The organism is Sinorhizobium sp. Y406, assembly GCF_058732025.1.
The window spans coordinates 225,130-245,245 of record NZ_CM178974.1 but is presented as its reverse complement, the minus strand read 5'-3'; the positions used below and the strand labels follow the sequence as shown (position 1 = coordinate 245,245).

The following is a 20,116-nucleotide window of genomic DNA, read 5'->3' as shown; positions in this document are numbered from 1 at the left end:
CCTTTACAGCGCCGCGCGTCTGTTCAGACGCGCAAAGGTCGCTGTAACTCTTTGAACCGGCGCATCGAGCTTTCCGAAGATCGGGTACGATTTTCGGGCCGATGCGCGAGCGCCGCACGTCTTCTCGGGCGCTGCGGCGCTGCATTCTTCGCGAGCTTGGCGAACTCCGGTGCAGATATCAGCTGATATAGCCGAGTCGTATGGCCTTGGCGATCGCCTGAATGCGGTTCACCGAATCGAGTTTCGTCGTCGCAGCGCCGAGATAGGCGTTCACCGTGTGGACGGATAGACCCATCTTGTCGGCGATCTCCTCGCTGATATGGCCGTCGCCCGCCATCTGCAAGCAGGCGATCTCGCGGTCGCTGAGCGCTTCCGCCTTGACGGTCCGCCTTTCATCGGCGGCCAGCATGTCGGTCATGACGTGGGCGCAGCGTCCGTGCAGTTCGACAAGCTGTTCGCCGGACGCATCCATGTAGCTGCCGGTAAACACCACGTAGCCGTTCCCCTGAGCGCCAAGCCTCACAGGAAAACCGATCCCGGAATAGGAGAGCCTGCGGCCGCTTAAGCGATGCGTGAACGGCTCGAAATCGGACGCCTCTGCGACCTGATGCTGCCCCTGGCCGTCCCACAGCACCGGCAGCGGCGAGCGGTCGAGATGCTGGAGCAGCTCCTCCCCATAGACCTTGATGAGGTCGTGCGCATTCACTTCCGACGCGGCCCCCCAATTATGGAGCACGCAGGTAAGCTTGCGCGTCGCGGCCATTCCATTGACGCGCAGGACGGCGAAGCTCTTCGCATTGATCTGCCGCTGCATCGCTTGCAGCCGTGCGACCAGCGTCGCAGCCCGGGCGGCCTTTCCGCTGCCGCCCGTGTCTTCGCAGTAGCGCGAGCCTGTCGTGATATGCGCCATCCTCGCGCTCCTACACCAGATTGTGGCGAACTGCGTGGGCAATCGCCTCCGACCGGGTCCGGGTGGCCGTCTTTCGCATCACGCTGGTGATGTAGTTGTTGATCGTGTTGCGGGAGATGCCGAGAATGACGGCGATTTCGTCGCTGGTCTTTCCTTCCGCTATCCAGAACAGGCATTCGATCTCGCGTTCGGTGAGTTCGAACTCCCGCTCCTGCCGTACGGCGACGTCCGCCTTCACGCTCGCAAGATAACTCGCCAGCACGCCGATGTCTCGCAGCCCGTCCTGAGACAAGATGACGTCCTCCGGGAATAGGAGCATGAACGACAAACGGGATCGACCCACATTCAAGGCGAGGATGCAATAGGAGCGGCTGATGCCACGCGGCAGGTCGATGTCGTCCGGCATGGGATGGAAGCATGGCTGAAGCGCCGCCAGGCACTTGTCCAGTTCGCTCGTCTTTGCATTCAAACCGACGACGATTCGCGAGAGCCGGCGAACGACGTCGAATGGCCAGTCGGAGCAGATGACGAAGTCGAGGCCACCGTCCTGGGAGAGATCATGCCGGGCCAGGAGGTAATGACTCGCCCCGACATATTCCGTCAGCGCCGCCAGTCCATTGCCGAGGCCGCTGCGGCTGACGGTTTCGCCAAGCCTTCCGATCAACTGTTCGCGCGATATGCCCCAACCACGCGCCCGTGGCGCAGCGGCCTCGAAAGACCGAGCTGCCTTCGCCTGCAAAATCTCCATGACATTCAGCCCCCATGCCGAATTCGGCGTCCCCATAGGCTTGCCTGCCCCACCGACATCCGACCGGGCCGGTACTCGCCACCACCGCAAAAACCAGGACGCGAATCATTTTATAAACTGTACATCGCTTCCCCTAAAATGGCACTGACATTGCCCGCTGGTTTGTATCCTCGTCCTCTTGCAGAGTCCGCGAACCATCTTTCCTCAAAATCCAGCCTCGCAATCGCAAACGGATATCAGGAATCAGGTATATAGTTGATATTCAACAATTTTTCCTCCGACATTCGGACAGCGCGAGACTCTGGAGGCACCCAAATGCGCGACAGCTGCATCTCGCAGATGCAACCTGGACGCCAGATAAGAGACCGGCAGCCGCGAATACAACCGGGAGGGTTTTTTTAATGTATCTGGCTGTTGCCAAAATGCACCAAATGCAGATCGAAAGAATGTAGAATAACTCCGAAGAACAAGAAGGGGCAACGAAATTCTATTTCGATCCGCAAAGTTATATTTCGCGCAATTTGGATTCCGCGGAAAACAACCGGGCGCGCGGGAAAGTGGCAAATGGCTGACGCCGGCCACCCCGGAATAAATAAAAGTTAAGATCTCCTCAATTGCGGCAACCAATCCCCAGGGCAAGCCTCCAACGCAACGACGGAATCTAGTCGCCGACTCGCCGCCCCGATCGTCGGGAAACGTCGGTCTCGGACAATATTTCGATCGACTGTTGCCGCTGCCGGAACACTCAGTCGGGTGGAGGCGATCCCGTGGCTCGCCAAACGAGAACGAAAGTCCCGCGCGGAGGCGGGATTTTCGTTCCGTATGTCTGCTCGATCAGGCGGCTTGGTCGAGGGACCACTTGCGCAGGATTTTCGCAGCCCGCTCCTCGCTGATCTCGACCATGCGAGCTAGTCTGCGCTCCGGGCCTTCCTTGACGCGGCGGTTGAAGCCGGCCTCGTCGCCCATGTCGAGCAGGTCGTCGGTGCTGTCGAAGCCGAAGTCGGAACCGAAGCCTTCCATGAGGGCGCCCCCGGCGCCGGCGCCGGCCGGCGAAAAGTCCGGCAGTTCGAGACCGGCCGCCTCGCCTTCGAGCTGACCCGCCTGGCCGCCGAAGCCCATCTGGCGTACCAGCGGCCGCATGCCCATCCAGACGACCACGAAGGCGACCGCGACGAAGGCGAGCGAGTTGATGATGCCGCCGAGATTGCGCGTCAGCATTTCCATGATGCCCGGGCCGGCGACGGCCTGGTCGAGCAATTGCGTTTCGACGAAGTCCATCGCCTTCAGCGTGACGACGTCGCCGCGCTTGGCATCGAAGCCTGCAGCCGATGAAACGATGTTCTGCATTTCCTGGAGATAGGCATCGATCTTCGCCTGGTCGGCCGGCTCGCCGACCATGGCCGCCAGACGGCCGCGATTGACGACAACCGCGATCGAGAGGCGCTCGATCGAGTAGCTGTTCTTGACGGTCGCGATCGTCTTGCTGTTGATCTCGTAATTCGTCTGTTCTTCCTTCTTGGCCGCCTCGTCGCTCGATTGCTGCCCGGCACCGCCACGAGGCGCCGCCTGCGGCACGTTCTGTTGTACGGTTGCGGCATTATCCGGCTGCTGCTGGCTGGATTTCTGTTCTTCCTTGATGACGCGCGTGGAACGCTCGACCCGCGATTCGGGATCGAAAACGGTCTCCTGGATCTGCTGCGCATCGGTGTTGAGTTCGGCGGTTACGCTGGTGCGGAAATTATCCATGCCGAGGAAGGGGGCGAGCGCATTGTCGATCTTCTTTTCGAGATCGGTCTGAACGTTCTGGACGACGCCGAGCGACTGGTTGAGGGCGCTGTTGGCAGGGTCGTCGCCGGAGGCGAGAAGCTGGCCGGTCGAATCGAGGATGGTGACATCGTCGATATCGAGACCCGGCACCGATGATGCGACCAGATGGCGGATGGAGGCGGCGGCATTGCGACCGACCGTGGCACTCGCTCGAATCATCACCGAGGCCGTCGGCGTCTGCTCGGTCTTGCGGAAACTGCCCCGCTCCGGCATCACGATGTGGACGCGCGCGGCGGCAACGCCGGAGATCTGCTGGATCGTTCGGGCGATCTCGCCCTCGAGCGCGCGAACGCGCGTCACTTCCTGCATGAAGGAGGTGAGGCCGATGGAGCCGACATTGTCGAAGAGTTCGTATCCGGCATTGGCGCTATTCGGCAACCCGCGCTCGGCAAGCAGCAATCTCGCCTTGCCGTTCATGCCGACGGGAACCTGGATGCTGGCGCCATCGGAACCGACTTCGAAATCGATGTTCGCCTCTGCGAGCGCAAGGCTGATCTGGGTCACATCGCTGCGCTCGAGACCGACATAGAGCGTTTCATAAGACGGCTTGTTGACGTAGATGGCTGCGGCAAGGACGACACCGATTGCAACGACGCCGGCGACGGCAAGCGCGATCAGCTTGCCCTGCCCGAGACTACTCAGATTCTTCGTAAACGTCGAAAATTGATCGAACAGATTCATTCTGTTTCCGCACCCAGTACCGCATGACAGCCTCGCCCATGATCGACGTCGCCATGCGTAGATCCAACATTCGGGTTGCTGGGTATCGGCTCGATCGCCGACATTCGATACACGCGAATCTACCAGCCCCGGAAGCGAAGCTAAGCAGCGAAACTTGCGCGAACTTGACGGGGATTTGGAAAGTGGGCGATTCGTCGGAAGACGAATGCAGTATGCCAGCGACGATCGCCCGAGCACTCACGACGCGTGCGGCGGTATGAATGAGAAGATTCCGCAGCCGGTCAGCCGGTCAGAATGCCTCGAAATCACCCGAGGCTTTCGTCAGCGGCTGCGAGTGTCCATGGCGAAGAACGCCGTTGCCGAGGGCTTTCTTCATGTCCGCCAGCTTGACGAGATTGACGGCCGTGCTGACGTCCACCAGCCAGCTGTCGGGAATGGACGCGGTGATCGTGTCGATGAATTCAGCCAGCCCGCGCGTCTTCTGGACCGCCAGGTCGATGCCCTGGAATACCATCATCCTGTCGACATCCGCGCCGCCATCCCTGCTGTCCAGAAGCTGGGGTTCGATGCGCTCGATGAGATAGGCGACGTCGTGGAGCTCCGTGACGATTCGCATCAGCACTTCCGGCAGCGCTTCTTCCGCGTGAGGTGTGTTGCTTTGGCAATAGGTCTGCATGTCATATCTCACGTGGTTGTCGAAATCTGGAGCTTGGCCACCCTCTAGAAGAACTCGATCGAGCTCTCCGCCGGCTTCGGCACGGGCGCGGGCTTCTGGTCGAGCTGGATCGCCCGCTGGGCTTCCACGCCGGTCAAGGCATATTGGCGGGCGCGGCCGTTCACCGGCCAATATTCGAGCTTGCGCCCATGTTCGCCGCCCGTGCTTTCACCGACGATGCGAATGCCTTCGTCCATCAGGAACTGGCGTGCGAAAGCCGCGTTCTGCTCCCCGACATTGGAGAAGCGCGCAATCGTCCTCGCCCCGCCGAAAATCTTTGCCTCGAGGCGATCGCGACGAGCGCCCTGCTTCAACAGTCCATTGATGAGGAGCTCCATCAGATGCACGCCGTAGCGTGTGACATCGCCGCCCGATGCTGCCGAACCCGCGGATCCCGGCAGGAGGAAGTGATTCATGCCGCCGACTCCAGCGACCGGATCGCGCATGCAAGCCGCCACGCAGGAGCCGAGAATGGTCGAGAGAACGATATCGGGATCGTCGACGACCTTGAACTCGCCCTGGATGACGTGCACGCGCCTGCCGGCAGCCTCTGTCATCATTTCAGCGCTCCGAACACGGCTTCGATCGCCGCCTTCATCTTTTCGATCGTGAAGGGCTTCGCCAGAACGTTATTGGCGCCGAGCGCCGCCGCCTTCTGCACCAATGCCCGATCGCCCTGGGCCGTCAGGATGATGAAGGCGGCCTTCTTGGTGGTGGGGTTCGAGCGCACCGCCTGCAGCAGCCCCAGGCCGTCCATCTTCGGCATATTGAAGTCCGAGATGACCAGATGGTGCGGATTCTGGGCCATGATCTTCATGCCCTGCTCCCCGTCACCGGCGGCCGTGATCTGCTTGAAGCCCAGCTGCTGCAAGGCATCCCCGAGCAGCAGCCGGCTCGTCACCTGATCATCGACGATCAGAACCTTTATTTTTTCGGCGATGGACATTTATTCGATTCCTTCCTTCCGGGCTGCTGCCGCTTTGAGAACCTCGTCCCCGATCGATCCGAGGGGGAGTTGCGTTTCAACAGCGCCCAATTCATAGGCAACTCTCGGCATGCCGTAGACGACACAGGTCTTTTCGTTCTGTCCGAAGGTGCGTGCTCCGGCATGCCGCATTTTCAGGAGACCAGCCGCGCCGTCGCGGCCCATTCCGGTCAGGATAACCCCGATTGCATTGCGCCCCGCCAGCTCGGCAACCGAATCGAACAGCACGTCGACAGACGGGCGATGGCCGTTGACGGGCTCACGGTCGACGAGCCGGCAGCAAGGCGCGACCGCGTTGGCGACCTGCAGATGCCTCTCGCCGCCGGGGGCCAGGTAGATCTTGCCGATTTCCAGCCGAGCGCCGTCGGTCGCCTCGGCGACGGCCGGAGCACAGAGCCTGTTCAGCCGTTCGGCGAAGCTCTTGGTGAAGGTGTGCGGCATGTGCTGTGTAATGACGGTCGGCGGGCATCTGGGCGGAAACTTCTGCAGCACCGCGATCAATGCCTCGACGCCCCCCGTCGAGGCGCCGATGGCGATGATCTTGCGGCTAGCACGGTATTCGGCTGCGGCGCCGACGGCCGGCGCCGCCGTGCTGTTCGTGGTGATCATCGCCTTACGCTGCGAACGCGCCGCCGCCTTAACCTTGTCGACCAGCCCGTCGAACGGGTTCGGATCGCCGGCATGCGGTTTTCCGACACAATCGAAAGCGCCGATCTCGAGGGCGGCGATCGTCGCCTCCGCGCCCTTGTGCGTCAGCGTCGAGACCATGATGACCGGCATCGGCCTGAGCCGCATGATTTTTTCGAGGAATTCAAGGCCGTTCATATTCGGCATCTCGATGTCGAGAGTGACCACATCGGGATCGAGTTGCTTGATGGCCTGGCGCGCCTCGAACGCATCCGCGGCCTGGCCGACGACCCTCACTTCCGGATCGGCATTGAGCACGGCGGAGATCAGGCCACGCATCGTAGGCGAATCGTCGACGACGAGAACGCGGGCGGGAGTGCTCATGCCCGACCTCCCTGGAACTTTCCGATATGTTGATAGGTGGTGACGCCGATGTTGTCGAAGAGCGCCTTGGCATCTCCGGACACCCGCTCCGAATGGCCGATGTAGAGATGTCCACCGCTATCGAGCAGGCTGGCAAAGCGCGACCAGATCTTCATCTGCGTCGGCTCGTCGAAATAGATCACAACGTTGCGGCAGAAGATCGCGTCAAAGGGCCCCTTGACCGGCCATTGCGCCATCAGATTGAGCTCGTTGAAGGTGATCAGGCGCTTGACGCGGTCGTCGATCTGCCACTTGGACCGGCCGGCGACTTCGACCTCCTTGAACCATTGCTTGCGCATGGCGGGATCAACCGTCTCCAGCGCCGTCGCGTCGTAGCACCCGGCCCGGGCGAGCGCGAGGATCTTCGGATCTATGTCGGTTGCCAGGATGCGGAAGTCGTAGTCCGACACATTCGGCAGGAGCGACAGCACCGTGAGCGCAATCGAGTAGGGCTCCTGCCCGTCCGAACAGGCCGCCGACCAGATTCGCACGCGACCACCCTGCTTTGCGCGCAAGATCAGATTCGGCAAGACCTCCGACTTCAGATGTTCGAAGTGATGGTTCTCGCGGAAGAAACGGGTAAAGTTGGTCGTCAGGTGCGAGAGCATGTCGCGGCGCGCCGCCGCGCCCGCGGGCGAGGCGACGAGCTGGCAATAATCGCGAAAGCCCCCGAGGGCAAGGCTACGGATATGCTTCGACAGCCTTGAATAGACGAGCGACGCTTTGGTTTCGTTGAGATAGATGCCGGCGTCCGCATAGATCATCGCCGCGATCTCGTTAAGGTCGCGACGGGTCAGCGGATATTCGCCGCTTGCGAGACATTCGTCCGGCGAGAGCTTCGGCTCGGTGGTCACCTGAAAATTCATGCCGCTTCCCTTTCCTCATTCGGGAAGACCGAATCGAGTTCGACAAGGCAGATCATGCGTCCCTGGATCGCCAGCACCCCGCGGGCGAAGCTTCGCTCGGAATCGGAAGCGATCTCCGGCGTGGGCTGGATATCGGAATCGGCGACCGTCAGGATATCGGAGACGGCGTCGACCAGCAGTCCCACGACCCTGGTGTTTACTTGGGCTACGATGATCACATGCCTCACCGTCGGCTCGGCCGGCTTCATACCGAGACGGGCCGAGAAATCGATTATCGGCAGCACCGCCCCGCGCAGATTGATGACGCCCAGAACATAGGGCGGCGCATGCGGCATCGGCGTCGCGGGCGTCCAGCCGCGTATTTCGCGGACCGACATGATGTTGACGCAGAATTCCTGGTCGCCGACGCGGAAAGCGATCAGCTCCCGTCCGCCAGTGGTCAGATTTTTTGCGGCATAGGTCATGATGTTATCCGGCTGCAGCTAGGGTCATTTCAGGCTTGAGGGACTGTCCGCGCGATGCGGCAACGATGGCGTCGACGTCGAGGATGAGCGCCACGCGCCCGTCGCCGAGTATGGTCGCCGCCGCGATGCCCGGAACATGCGTGTAGTTCGCTTCGAGGCTCTTGATGACGACCTGACGCTGCCCCTGGATCGCATCCACCATGAGGGCGCGCTGCCCGCCGCCTTCGGACTCGACCAGCAAGGCCACGCCTTCGACCGGATTGGCCTGCGTCGCGCGGAAATTCAGGATCCTGCCGACATCCACCAGCGGGCAGAAAGAGTTGCGTATCGAGATCAGCCGCTGGCTGGCACCGAAGCTGTGGATGGCGGAGGCTTCCGGTTGGAGCGTTTCGACGATCGCGGTCAGCGGCACTACCAGAGTCTGGTTGGCGACCGTGACCACCATGCCGTCCAGAACCGCGAGCGTCAGGGGCAAGCTCATCGTAAAGATCGAACCCTGCCCCGGCTTCGAGGAGATGTTGATGCGGCCGCCGAGCGCCTGGATCGACCGCTTGACGACATCCATGCCGACACCGCGACCGGAGATGTCGGAGATCTTGTCGGCGGTCGAGAAGCCCGCATGGAAAATCAGGTTGTCGGTTTCCTCGTCCGAGAGATTGGCATCGGCGGCGATGAGGTCATTGTCGATCGCTTTCTGACGCACTTTCTCGCGATTGATGCCCGCACCATCGTCGGCAAGCTCGATGACGATACGGCCGGAGCGATGCTTCGCCGTCAGCCGCACCGTGCCTTCCGGGTTCTTGCCGGCGGCAACACGCTTCTCGGGCGTTTCAAGGCCGTGGTCGACAGCGTTGCGAATCATATGCGTCAGCGGTTCAGCCAGTTTGTCGATGACCGTCTTGTCCACTTCCGTGTTCTCGCCCTCGGTGACGAGACGCACGGACTTGCCGGTCATATCGGCGATTTCGCGGACGATGCGGGACATGCGCTGGAAGACCGGCTTCACGGGCTGAGCACGGATCGCCATGACGCTGTCCTGGATCTCACGGGTGAGCTGTTGCAGCTCCTCGAGGCCCATATTGATCGACGACGTCCCATTGGTGTCGTTCTCGATGACGCTTTGCGACAACATCGCCTGGTTGATCACGAGTTCGCCAACAAGGTTGATCAGGCGATCGACGCGGTCGAGATCCACGCGGATCGTCGGCGTGGCGGCGGAGGCTCCCTGCTGGCCCGCCGCTTGGGCCGCAGCAACGGGCGCGGGGGCCGCAGTCTTCGCTGTCTCGGCGGTTGCACGCGCGGCGGTCTGCGCCATATGCAGGATGTTGCTTGCGGTCGCGGCAGCTGAAACAGCCGCGTCGTGCAGTTCGCGCGGCTGATCCGCGCTCTGATCTTCGTCTTCGGCCACGGCCGCCGGCGCCTCGTCGTCGAGCAGCGACAGATCGAAAGGAACCGGCTGCATCGGCAGCTCCTCGCCCGCCCCGGCGTGCGCGTCTCCCGCGAGCACCACCTCGAGCTCGCAGTCCCACTCGGCGAATTCGAACACGGCGCGGATCGCGTCTTCGCCCTTGTCCGTCTTCAGCGAAATCTTCCAGCTGAAATAGGCCGCTTCAGGGTTCATGCGATCGAGCGCCGGCAGCTCGTCCATGTCGCAAAGGATGCTCATCTCGCCAAGGCGCGAGAGATCGCGAAGAAGCAGCGTCGCGTCATTACCGTTCGAGTAGAGCTCCGATTTCGGCTTGAAGACGATCTCGAAGGTGGATGGCTCGATCGTCGGCGGCTCGCTCGAATCGAATTCATCGAAGGAGAATGCAACCGGCTGGAAGCCTTCCTCGTTCACGGTGGGCCGAGGCGCCTCCGCTACTGGCGCCGCCTTGACGGCTTCGACTGCGGGCTGTGGCAGCTCACCATTCGCCAGCGCCTCGAGCTCGGCTATCAGTTGCCGACTGCGGGCGCCGTCGACGCTGCCGCCGTCGCGTGCGGCGTTCGTCAGATCGGCAAGCACGTCCGCCGAGCGGAGCATGACTTTCAGCACGTCCTGTGTGGGTTCAAGCCTGTTGGATCGAACGCAATCGAGCGTCGTCTCGAATACGTGCGCAAACGAGACGAGGTCGTCCAGCCCGAACGCACCCGCGCCCCCCTTGATGGAGTGAACTGCGCGAAAGACGGCATTGACCGTTTCGGGATCGCGATCACCGTCGTTGAGCTTCAGGAGACCGGATTCCAGTTCTGCGAGCTGCTCCTCGCATTCCTGAAAGAAGATCTCTTTGATTTCGTTCATATCCATTGGAGGCTACCCTCGGACTTCAGGCCGTTACACGTTCGATCGCATCGATCAGCTTGGTGGGGTCGAACGGCTTGACGATCCAGCCGGTGGCGCCTGCCTGCCGCGCGCGGTTCTTCTTCTCGGCGTCGCTCTCCGTCGTCAGCACCAGGATTGGCACGGCGCGATAGCGGTCGTTCTTGCGAACGCCCTCGATGAAGCCGAATCCGTCAAGGCGCGGCATGTTGATGTCGGTGACGATGACATCCGGGTTGGCGCTTTCGAGCACTTCGAGGCCCTCGACGCCATCCTCCGCCTGGATCGTTTCGAACCCGGCATTGTTGAGGGTGACAAGAAGCATGTTCCGGATTGTCCGGGAGTCATCGACAGTCAGAACTCTCTTCTTCATTTTCTCAAATCTCCTTTGCCATCAGGGGCGCAATGTCCACGCCGACGAGCTGTGTCGTTTTAATGAAAGCATCCGACACCTGGGAAAAGGTGAAGGACGACTGGTCCTCTTTCCAGCTTCTTGCGCCCGCCATCAGCACTTGCGCGCAAAGCGCTCCGATCCGCTCGACGGCGGAAGCATCGATCTCGACCGAGCTGCCCTTCAATGCCAAGAGCTTCTCGTGCAGCGCGGTCGCCTCGTTCAGATCCAGCACGGGAGCGAGCTTGAGCGTTTTTTTTGCGGTGTTTTTCCTGGCCATTTCGTCCTCGACTGAAATCCAATTTGCCCCTGAAGCTAGTCCCGCCAGCCGGCGACCCGCCGCTCCGATATGGCGTCATCGCTGAACAGCGTCGCCGGTTCGTCTTCATGGACCTGCGGCGACAGTGCGGGCGCATGGGAGAAGGCACTTACCGCCGGTCCCGCCTGGCGCTCGAAACGGAAGCGGCGGACCGTCTGGCCCAGTTCCAGGATCACGCTATGGAGATCGTCCGACGACGCCAGTGTCTCGCCTGCGAGTGCGGCGCTCTGGCCCATCGCCTGCGACATGCCGCCGATTCTGGAAGTCGTGGCAGCGAGATCCTTTACCTGGCTCTCCGCGTCCCGAGCGATGCCGGAGACCGCGGCATTGATGGTAGTTACCTGTTCGACGATGCTGCTGATCGCGTCCTGTGTGCGGCCGACGAACTCGACGCCGACTTCGACCTGCGCTTTCGTGCCGCTGACGAGATGCTTGATTTCACGCGCTGCTTCCCCCGAGCGCTGCGCGAGAGCGCGGACCTCCTGTGCCACCACCGCGAAGCCCCGGCCGCTGTCGCCGGCACGTGCGGCCTCGATGCCTGCGTTCAGGGCCAATAGATTGGTCTGGAAGGCGATCTCATCGATTGCGCCGATGATCTGTCCGATCTTTTCCGCCGAGGCCTCGATATCCGCCATGGCCGATATCGCCTGACCTGCGATCTCGCCGCTGCGCTCGGCCGCCACCCGGGTCTCGCTCGCCGCAGTCTCGGTCTCGCCGATACGGATCGACCCCGAGCGCATGCGCTCGGTCACGCTATCGAGCAGCGCTACATGGCCGGACAGCGCCTTAGCCTCGCCGCCGGCCTTGCCGGAGAACTCGGCAGCGCGGTCGCGCAGGCTCCGGGCGAGCGACTCGGCCGCCGCGGCACGCTGGTCGGCCGCCGCCAGCGACTCCTGGATCCGGTCCAACGCCGCATTGAGGCCCGCTCCGATCGGGCGATAGGCATCCGGCGCGTTTTCCGGGAGACGGGCCGCAAGGTTGCCGTCGGCAAGAGCGCCAAGGAAATCCTGGAAAAGACCGGCTACTTCGGTCTCGTCGCTCTTGCGCTGCTCCGACAGCTGCTGCTGGTGTCGCTGACGCAGGGCATTGAAGCGCAGGGAAACCGCGATTTCGGTGTCGACGAATGTGGCGCGGACAAGGGCGGCGACCAGTTCGCAAAGCTCCTTCCTGCGGCTCTTGCCGAGGGGAAGCAGGTATCTGGGCCAAGCACTCTCGATCGCACCGACAATCAGATGTTCCAATACCACCGCGTGACTCGCAATTTGCCAGCGCGGATCGAGCCCCATACGATTTTCGGTATCGGCCAGGACCTTCACCCGCTCTGCATAGAGACCGTCGAAACGGGCGTCGGTCAAAACGTTCCAATGCGAGGATTGCAAGTCGTGCAGACGGTCGAACTGGCGATCGCTGTCGAAGTGGCGGGCGGCGTCGGGATAGGACTGCAGACGTTGGAAAAGATCACGCAACGCAAGCTCGATACGCGGCGACAGCGCTTGTCGATGATCGCGCAGAAGCGTGCAGGCGTCCTCGTCAAGGCCGGCGAAGCGCAGTCGGTCGAACAGACTGCCCGCCTGGCCCTTCCATGCCTGTTCTGACGCTTCCTGCTTCACACTGAACCCCGGCCGATGCGTATTCGAAAACTTGCCGGAAGGAAGATGTGGCCCGCCAGGGGCCGTAGCCGGTCACGCCCAATCGATGAGATCTGCGCGCCCAAGGCGTGTGCGATCGTCCGTCCCGCAAGAAAACTGGTGAAGATTGCATACCGGACCGGAACCGGTACGGCGGTACGGCGTCATGCCTTGAGGGGAAGCCGCAACTGTCCCAATCCGACGTGTTGGACCATGTTTATGGTTAATTCCTTGCTTGAAGGTTAACAGCGCCGGCTTGTTATCGGACTCGCTAAAATTCAGTGGAGCGGAACCGCAATAGCGTCTTTGCTGCCAGCCTTTTAAATTCGCTCCGGCGGCAAACCGCCAGCTTTTCAATCACAAGAGTTTGGCATTGCGGTCCTGCTTTCCGTCCGGTATCCAATCGAGCCGAATGGGCGCCACTGCGCATGCTGCCCCATCCGGGCACAAGCGACATCATGAGGATGCGCTCTCGGGAAATGAACAATGATTGTTCTTGGAATCAGCGCCGCCATCACCGCAATCCTGGCAATGACCGCGATATCGATCGTCGTCATCATCGAGCATGATCGGGCGGCAAGCAGAAATATCTTCTGACCCCACGCCCTCTGTCTTCAAGAAAACCCATGCGGTTCACTTCACCGCTCAACCGCCAATTGGCTTCAAGCCTGCGGTGGCTTTCACATGCTGCGCGGTCGCCCTCTTCCACGCAACCGCATAGTCTCCGTAGGCTGGCGGAATTTCGTCCTTGAAAGCTTCCGCGCCGGTCCTGACACGCGCGCGCGCCGCGAGACAGGCTGCCCCAAGGCTGGTTCCCGTGGTGCTCAGCCGGTTTGCCAGCACGGGGCGTCCGGTTGCGGCCGCAAGCATGCGCAGATAGGCGGCATTGGCCGCAAAGGGGCCCTCTACAACGATCTCTCCCTTTGCCCCGATAAGGTCGAGGCAGGTCGCCGTCATCAGGGCCAGGTGAAAGGAGACGATGGCCAGTCGTTCCGAAGGGTCGCGCGACTTCTCCTCTGCCGTCCAGCGGGGACTTGCCGAAGGAAATGGCCCGGAACCACCCGGCACGGAGGGCAACAGCATGTGACCGGCCGCCAGCACGCGCGCCTCGGCGTCGGGCGACGCCGCCGGCGGGTCCTCGCCGACAATCATCGAGAAGGCGCGGCCACCCATGAAGCGGGCGGAGGGTACCGGGTCGCCGAGCGCATTGACATTGATCAGCGTGTCGCGCGTCTCGTCGAGTTCGGCTGCCGCGCCGCCGACGGCCAGCGTGATCACCCAGGTTCCGGTCGAGACGACGGAGAACGGGGCGCCGCGCGTCAGCAGATGAGGCAGCAAGGAGGCGTTGGAGTCGTGAATGCCGCAATAGACGGGCAGTACCGGCGGCAAGCCCGCTTCTTCGGCAAGCGGCTGCAGTAGGCCGCCGATGACTTCGCCCGCCTTGTGTACCGGCGCGAAGAGCCCGCGCCACCCCTGCTTGTCGACCAATGTGGAAAAGGTGCCCGCCCTGGGGTTCCAGAGATCGGTGTGGCAACCAAGCGAGGTCAGTTCGGTGGTTTTGATGCCGGTGAGACGGTAGGACCAATATTGCGCATAGGTGAGGATGGACACGACATTGGCGAAGTGTTCAGGAAACTTGCACTGCTGCCAGAACAGCTGAGCGCCGATATTGAGACCCATCGGCAGACGGGGCGAGCCGGTCTCCAGGAAGGGCGGGCGCGCCTCGTCATATTCCTCGGCGAGCGTATCCGGCCCGGTATACTCGTAGTCCAGGACCGGCAGAGCGAGGCGGCCTTCCTCGTCGAGCAGAACCGCGGTCGCACCATGCGTGGTAACGGTGATCCCCTCCACCGGGTGCTCACGATGGAGTGCGGCGAGGCTCGCGAGAATGAATCGCCAGAGCCGCTCGATGTCGAAATGCGGGTAAGGCCCGTCCGCGAGCACGAGATTGGGCGTCTTTCGCACGGCGATCTCTTCGAAACGCTCAAGGTCGACGAGCGCGACCTTGGCGTTCGTCTTGCCGATATCGATGACGGCAACGGTCTTCATGGCAGATGGAAGACGGTCTTGAGCGGCACGGCGACCGGCTCGTTGTCCGCGCGGGTTTCCATGAGGTCGGCCATGTAGGCCCACCATTTCCGCATGACCGGGTGAGAGGGCAGGTCAGCCATTCTGTGGTCTTCGCTTCGCCAGAGCACCCCGAAGAGAAGGTTGGCCTCCTCGTCCAGGTGGATCGAATAATCCGAGATCCCGGCATCCTTCAGGAGCGCGGACAATTCGGGCCAGATTGCATCGTGACGGGCCTTGTATTCCTCGGCCATTCCCGGATTGAGCCGCATACGGAAGGCGTATTTTTCCATGGCTACCTCAATGCGCGAAATGACGGCGGGCGCGTTGCCACAGGATGGGCAGGGCGATGACCGAAATCAGCAGCAGCCCTATGAAGATGGACATGACGATCCCGGGAACGTTCAGGAGGCCAAAGCCGAAGGTGACCATGCCCATGATAAGCGCCGCCAGAACGACGCCCGGTATGGTGCCGGAACCTCCGAGAATGCTGACGCCGCCGAGCACGACCATGGTAACGACTTCGAGCTCCCAGCCGAGCGCGATCGAGGGACGCGTCGACCCGAGCCGGGAGGTGAGGCAGACGGAGGCGAGTCCCGCCATCAGCCCGGTCATCAGGAAGAGGATGAATTTCACTCGGCCGACCCGCACGCCCGAAAAGAGGGCGGCGGTCTGGTTGTTGCCGATGGCATAGACGGTGCGGCCGAAATTCGTCCTGTGCAGCAGCACGCCGTAGATCAAGGCCAATAGCAGGAAAAGCGTGAATTCGAACGAGAAGACCCACCAGACGTAGCCCTGACCGAACCAGGAGAAGCTCGATGGGTAGCCGGTGAAGGCCTGATCTCCAAGCACGATGAAGGCCAGCCCGCGGAACAGGCTCATCGTACCGATCGTCACCACGATGGAAGGAAGGCGCAGGCCGGTGATCAGGAGTCCGTTGATCGCGCCGCACAGAAGACTGACCCCAAGGCCGACCGCGACAAGCGCCGGCGTATCGAAGCCGAGCTGCACGGCATAGCCCATCGCGGTCGAGGCGAGCGCGATGATCGAGGCGACCGAAAGATCGATTTCGCCGCAAATGATGACCAGCGCCATGGCGAAGGCAATCATCGCCTTTTCGGTGAAGTTGAAGGTGGCATCCGAGAGATTCCACGGGTCGAGGAAGTAGGGCGAGACCAGCGAATTGCCGAGGAAGATCACCATTGCCACGATGACGAGCAAAGCCTCCCAGCTCTTCAGAAGACGTGCGCCCCGCCCCTGCAGGCGATCGGGGATGTAGCGGGGAGAGAGTTGAGCGTCAGCCATCAGACCGCCTCCGCTTTTCTGAGAATGACCCTACCCTTGCGACGCTCGGCGCGGGCGTTGACGGCGACGGCAATGATGATGACCGTTCCGGAGATCGCCATCTGCGCGAAAGGCGAGATGTTGATGACGGGCAGCGCGTTCTTGATCACGCCGAGAAAGAGAGCTCCGAGTACGGCCCCGGCAACGGAACCGATGCCGCCGGCGATCGAAATGCCGCCGATGACGCAGGCGGCGATGATGTCGAGCTCGAATCCGGCGGCGATATCGACATAGGCAACCGCGTAGCGGGATACCCAGAGATAGCCGGAAAGTCCCGCCAGCGCACCCGACAGAGAATAGGCGAAGAAACGCGTGCGGCCGACATCGATACCCGTATAGATAGCGGCGTGCGGATTGCCGCCGACCGCGTAGAAGGCGCGGCCAAGCGACGTGCGGCTCATGACCACGAACATCAGCGCGATCATTGCGATCGACAGCCAGGAGAGCATGGGCACGCCGGCGATATCCAGGCGGGGAAGAGCCTTGAAGGCAACGCTCATCTCGTGCGCGTTGATCCACTTGCCGTTCGTCAGAAGGAAAATGAGGCCGCGATAGATCGTCAGCGTTCCGAGGGTGACGACGATCGGCGGAATGGCGAGTTTCCAGACCAGCGTGCCATTGATCATGCCGAGCAATGCGCCGAGCGCCATCGCGGTGACGATGACGAGCGGGATCGGCAATCCGGGAAAGGCTGTGTTGAGCATGGCCGCTACCATGCCGCAAAGCGCGAGGTTCGCCGCCATCGACAGATCGATGCAGCGGGTGAGGATCACCGCCATCTGCCCGAGGGCGAGGATGATCAGGATCGAGGTGTCATTAAAGACGCGCGCCAGATTTGCCGGTGCGACGAAGGCCGGAAAGCGCAGGGCGATCAGGGCGAGTAGGACGGCGATCGCCATGACCAGGAGAGCTTCGCGGTGCTTGAGCAGCTTCGCCATCATGCGGCCCACCCCTCAGGCTGCGCCTCGATGCCGGCCGCCGCGCGCACCAGCTTTTCCGCCGTCAGTTCGGAGCGCTCGAACCGGGCGGCGATCCGCCCCTCGCGCATGACGATGACCTGGTCGGACATGCCGATGATCTCAGGGATTTCCGACGACACCATGATAACGCTCAAGCCTTGCGCCGCGAGTTCGCTCATGAAGGCATGGACGGCAGCCTTGGAGCCAATGTCGATGCCCTTGGTCGGCTCGTCGAGTATGATGACTTTCGGCTTCGTCGCCAGCCATTTGGCGATCACCACCTTCTGCTGGTTGCCGCCTGAAAGCGTGCCGACATCCTGGTCGAGGGAAGCGGCGCGGAGATCGAGCCTGGACGTGTATTCGCGCGCCAACGCGAACTCGTTGGCGAGCCTCAGGAAGCCGGATTGCGACGTGTGGGAAAGCGATGGCAGGGTGACGTTCTGGAAGATCGGCATGCCGATGATCGCACCCTGCCGGCCGCGCTCTTCCGGTACATAGACGATGCCGGCGCGGATCGCCTCGGCCGGATTGCGGATGACCAGTACCTTGCCATCGAGCTTGACCGCACCGGCGGACGGCCGGGTGATGCCGATCAAAGACTGCATGAATTCCGAACGCCCGGCGCCGACGAGGCCGTAGAAGCCGAGGATTTCGCCGCGCCTGAGCTCAAAATTGATGTCCTCGAATTCGGTCGGGTGGCGATAGCCGGAAACGGTCAGCACCGGTTCGCCGATCTCGACCTGCTTCTTCGGATAGACGGCGCCGACGGCGCGACCGACCATCATGCGGACGAGATCGTCCTGGGCGACATCGGCGATCAGTCCCTCGCCGACCATGGTGCCATCACGGAAGACTGTGTAGCGATCGGCGATCCGGAAAATTTCGTCGAACTTGTGGCTGATGAAAAGGATCGCCTTGCCGTCGGCCTTCAGCCGCTCGATCAGCGCGTAGAGTTCATGAATTTCCTTGTGCGACAGCGCCGCGGTGGGCTCGTCCATGATGACGACACGCGCATCGACGGAGAGCGCGCGGGCGATCGCCACCAGATGCTTCCTGGCGATGCCGAGATCACGCAGGCGGATCGTCGGGTCTAAATTCGCGCCTGCCCGCTGAAGCAGCGCGGCAGCATCGGCGTTGAGTTTCTTCCAGTCGATGAGGCCGAAGCGGTTGCGCGGGGCATGCCCGAGGAAGATGTTCTCGGCCACCGAGAGCTCATCGAAGAGGACCGTCTCCTGGTGGATCGCAGTCACGCCCGCGCGGGCGGCTGCGAGAGCGGTCGGGAAGGTCGTCTTCCCGTCCGCGACCCGGATCACGCCGGAATCGGGCTGGTATATGCCCGTCAGGATTTTGACGAGCGTCGACTTGCCGGCACCGTTCTCGCCGATCAGCGCGGTCACCGAACCGGGGTAAAGCGCGAGGGAGACGTCCGAGAGCGCCCGCACACCGGGGAAGGATTTCGATATGCCCTCGAGCGCGATAGCCGGCTTCATCCGCGGTGTGGTCGTATCCTGCAACAAGTGAGAGTCCACCAATCCAGTCGTTTAAAATAGGCTGCCGTTTCGGCTTCAGCCGTCTTGGGCAAGGCACTCACTCTCTTCGAGATAAAGAGACCGTCGAGCCTGTTGGGGACGGGGTCGCCCCTCTCCTCGGGTGTTACCCGAGGACTAGCCCTCTCCCCGCACGCGGGGAGAGGGTACCCCTTCGCGCCGATGTTATAAGGGCGGCGCCGCTTGTTCCCTTCTCCCCGCGAGGGGGGAGAAGGTGGCCGGAAGGCCGGATGAGGGGCAAATTTGCCCTCCCCCGATCAGAAGATCTTCGCGAATTCTTCGACGTTGGAGGCATCATAGACGAAGGGATCGGCCATGGCGCCTTCATTGTTCTCGTCGAGCTTCACGGTTCCCATGCGGCCCATCTTCAGCTCCGCGCCGGGCTTGGCTTCGGCGCCATTGATGAGGTCGTAAGCAATCATCGTAGCCGAGTAGCCGAGATCGATCGGGTTCCAGATCGCGAAGGACTTCGACGCTCCGGACTTGACGTGACCGGCCATTTCGGACGGCAGGCCAAGGCCCGTCACGTTGATCTCACCGATCTTGCCGGCGTCGGTCACGGCTTGCGCGGCGGCAACGATGCCGACCGAGGTCGGCGCGATGATTGCTTTCAGGTTCGGATGGGACTGAATGAGGCCCTGCGTCTCGCGATAGGACTTGTCGGCAAGGTCATCTCCATAGACCGTTGCGACGACATTGATGCCCTTGTAGTTGTCCTGAACCTTCTTCATCTCCGCGATCCAGGTGTTCTGGTTCGTGGCCGTTGCCGATGCGGAAAGCACGGCGACATCGCCACCTTCGGGCAGATGATCGGCGGCAAGCTTGACGATCATGTTGCCGATCAAGGCGTTCGAGGACGGATTGAGATGCATCATCCGGCCTTCCTTGGCGACTCCCGAATCCCACGAGATGACCTTGATGCCGCGATCCATCGCCTTCTTCAGCGCCGGCACGAGCGCATCGGTGTCATTGGCCGAAACGGCGATGGCGTCCACCCTCTGGGCGATTAGCGAGTTGATCACCTCGATCTGGCCTTCCGCGGTCGTCGAGGTCGGGCCGGTATAGATGACTTCGACGTCGCCGAGTTCCTTGGCCGCCTCCTGGGCACCCTTGTTGGCGGCCTCGAAGAAGCCGATGCCGAGCGCTTTGACCACGAGCGCGATCTTCTTGTTCTCCGCATGGGCCGCATTGGCCATGAGCGCAACCGCGACGGCCACCGTTACCATCAATGATTTCAGGATTTTCATCAGTTTCTCCTCCCTGGGGCCCGTGCAGCCGCAGCGGCTACATTCACAGGCCCAAAAACCAGTCCCTTA

At 62.0% G+C, this 20,116-nt stretch carries 19 protein-coding genes; all 19 read right to left on the bottom strand.

The genetic code is table 11. From position 1 onward, the window contains the following. Nucleotides 1–178: 178 nt before the first annotated feature. The 19 genes from visR to rhaS all read right to left on the bottom strand — a co-directional run bounded on the left by visR (nt 179) and on the right by rhaS (nt 20,047). Nucleotides 179–910 carry a transcriptional regulator VisR gene (gene visR / locus AC4P1R_RS01125; RefSeq protein WP_069459506.1) on the bottom strand — a complete coding sequence of 244 codons (732 nt, stop codon included), beginning with the start codon at nt 908–910 and terminating at the stop codon, nt 179–181. A 10-nt stretch (nt 911–920) separates the two neighbouring features. Beyond that, the gene (gene visN, locus AC4P1R_RS01120) at nt 921–1,658 is read right to left on the bottom strand and encodes a transcriptional regulator VisN (protein ID WP_151610818.1); all 738 of its coding nucleotides are present in this window, start codon (nt 1,656–1,658) and stop codon (nt 921–923) included. 834 nt (nt 1,659–2,492) lie between these two features. Beyond that, the gene (gene fliF, locus AC4P1R_RS01115) at nt 2,493–4,166 is read right to left on the bottom strand and encodes a flagellar basal-body MS-ring/collar protein FliF (RefSeq protein ID WP_069459507.1); all 1,674 of its coding nucleotides are present in this window, start codon (nt 4,164–4,166) and stop codon (nt 2,493–2,495) included. A 289-nt stretch (nt 4,167–4,455) separates the two neighbouring features. Continuing rightward, a complete protein-coding gene (gene cheT, locus AC4P1R_RS01110) occupies nt 4,456–4,842 on the bottom strand; it encodes a chemotaxis protein CheT (RefSeq protein WP_069459508.1) in 387 nt (128 codons plus the stop codon). 44 nt (nt 4,843–4,886) lie between these two features. Beyond that, nucleotides 4,887–5,441, bottom strand: a complete 555-nt coding sequence (cheD, locus tag AC4P1R_RS01105) for a chemoreceptor glutamine deamidase CheD (protein ID WP_225190582.1) — start codon at nt 5,439–5,441, stop codon at nt 4,887–4,889. Next, complete coding sequence (locus AC4P1R_RS01100; RefSeq protein ID WP_034851752.1) at nt 5,438–5,827, bottom strand: response regulator; 390 nt, start codon at nt 5,825–5,827, stop codon at nt 5,438–5,440. Before AC4P1R_RS01100 ends, cheD begins: the two co-directional genes overlap by 4 nt. After that, nucleotides 5,828–6,877: a protein-glutamate O-methylesterase CheB gene (gene cheB / locus AC4P1R_RS01095; protein WP_225190581.1), complete on the bottom strand. Its 1,050-nt coding sequence runs from the start codon at nt 6,875–6,877 to the stop codon at nt 5,828–5,830. Then, nucleotides 6,874–7,782, bottom strand: coding sequence for a protein-glutamate O-methyltransferase (locus AC4P1R_RS01090; protein WP_151610815.1), 909 nt, complete (start codon nt 7,780–7,782; stop codon nt 6,874–6,876). Before AC4P1R_RS01090 ends, cheB begins: the two co-directional genes overlap by 4 nt. Next, nucleotides 7,779–8,246, bottom strand: a complete 468-nt coding sequence (locus AC4P1R_RS01085; RefSeq protein WP_069459512.1) for a chemotaxis protein CheW — start codon at nt 8,244–8,246, stop codon at nt 7,779–7,781. The genes AC4P1R_RS01090 and AC4P1R_RS01085 overlap by 4 nt, the downstream gene beginning before the upstream one ends. A 4-nt stretch (nt 8,247–8,250) precedes the next feature. Next, the gene (locus AC4P1R_RS01080) at nt 8,251–10,533 is read right to left on the bottom strand and encodes a chemotaxis protein CheA (RefSeq protein ID WP_225190580.1); all 2,283 of its coding nucleotides are present in this window, start codon (nt 10,531–10,533) and stop codon (nt 8,251–8,253) included. Between the two features lie 19 nt (nt 10,534–10,552). After that, nucleotides 10,553–10,918 (bottom strand): response regulator, encoded by a 366-nt coding sequence (locus AC4P1R_RS01075; RefSeq protein WP_034851747.1) that lies wholly within the window; start codon nt 10,916–10,918, stop codon nt 10,553–10,555. 4 nt (nt 10,919–10,922) lie between these two features. Then, nucleotides 10,923–11,216 (bottom strand): STAS domain-containing protein, encoded by a 294-nt coding sequence (locus AC4P1R_RS01070; RefSeq protein WP_069459514.1) that lies wholly within the window; start codon nt 11,214–11,216, stop codon nt 10,923–10,925. Between the two features lie 35 nt (nt 11,217–11,251). Then, nucleotides 11,252–12,865 (bottom strand): globin-coupled sensor protein, encoded by a 1,614-nt coding sequence (locus tag AC4P1R_RS01065; protein ID WP_492177307.1) that lies wholly within the window; start codon nt 12,863–12,865, stop codon nt 11,252–11,254. 663 nt (nt 12,866–13,528) lie between these two features. After that, nucleotides 13,529–14,932, bottom strand: a complete 1,404-nt coding sequence (locus AC4P1R_RS01060) for an FGGY-family carbohydrate kinase (protein WP_492177306.1) — start codon at nt 14,930–14,932, stop codon at nt 13,529–13,531. After that, a complete protein-coding gene (rhaM, locus tag AC4P1R_RS01055) occupies nt 14,929–15,243 on the bottom strand; it encodes an L-rhamnose mutarotase (protein ID WP_069459517.1) in 315 nt (104 codons plus the stop codon). The genes AC4P1R_RS01060 and rhaM overlap by 4 nt, the downstream gene beginning before the upstream one ends. Nucleotides 15,244–15,250: 7 nt before the next feature. Next, on the bottom strand, nt 15,251–16,255 hold the full coding sequence (locus tag AC4P1R_RS01050) for an ABC transporter permease (protein WP_151610811.1): 1,005 nt from the start codon (nt 16,253–16,255) through the stop codon (nt 15,251–15,253). Continuing rightward, entirely contained in the window at nt 16,255–17,235 is a 981-nt protein-coding gene (locus tag AC4P1R_RS01045) for an ABC transporter permease (protein ID WP_069459990.1), read from the bottom strand. The genes AC4P1R_RS01050 and AC4P1R_RS01045 overlap by 1 nt, the downstream gene beginning before the upstream one ends. Further along, nucleotides 17,232–18,743, bottom strand: coding sequence for a sugar ABC transporter ATP-binding protein (locus AC4P1R_RS01040; protein ID WP_492177305.1), 1,512 nt, complete (start codon nt 18,741–18,743; stop codon nt 17,232–17,234). The genes AC4P1R_RS01045 and AC4P1R_RS01040 overlap by 4 nt, the downstream gene beginning before the upstream one ends. A gap of 314 nt (nt 18,744–19,057) precedes the next feature. Next, on the bottom strand, nt 19,058–20,047 hold the full coding sequence (gene rhaS, locus AC4P1R_RS01035; RefSeq protein ID WP_069459520.1) for a rhamnose ABC transporter substrate-binding protein: 990 nt from the start codon (nt 20,045–20,047) through the stop codon (nt 19,058–19,060). Nucleotides 20,048–20,116 lie beyond the last annotated feature (69 nt).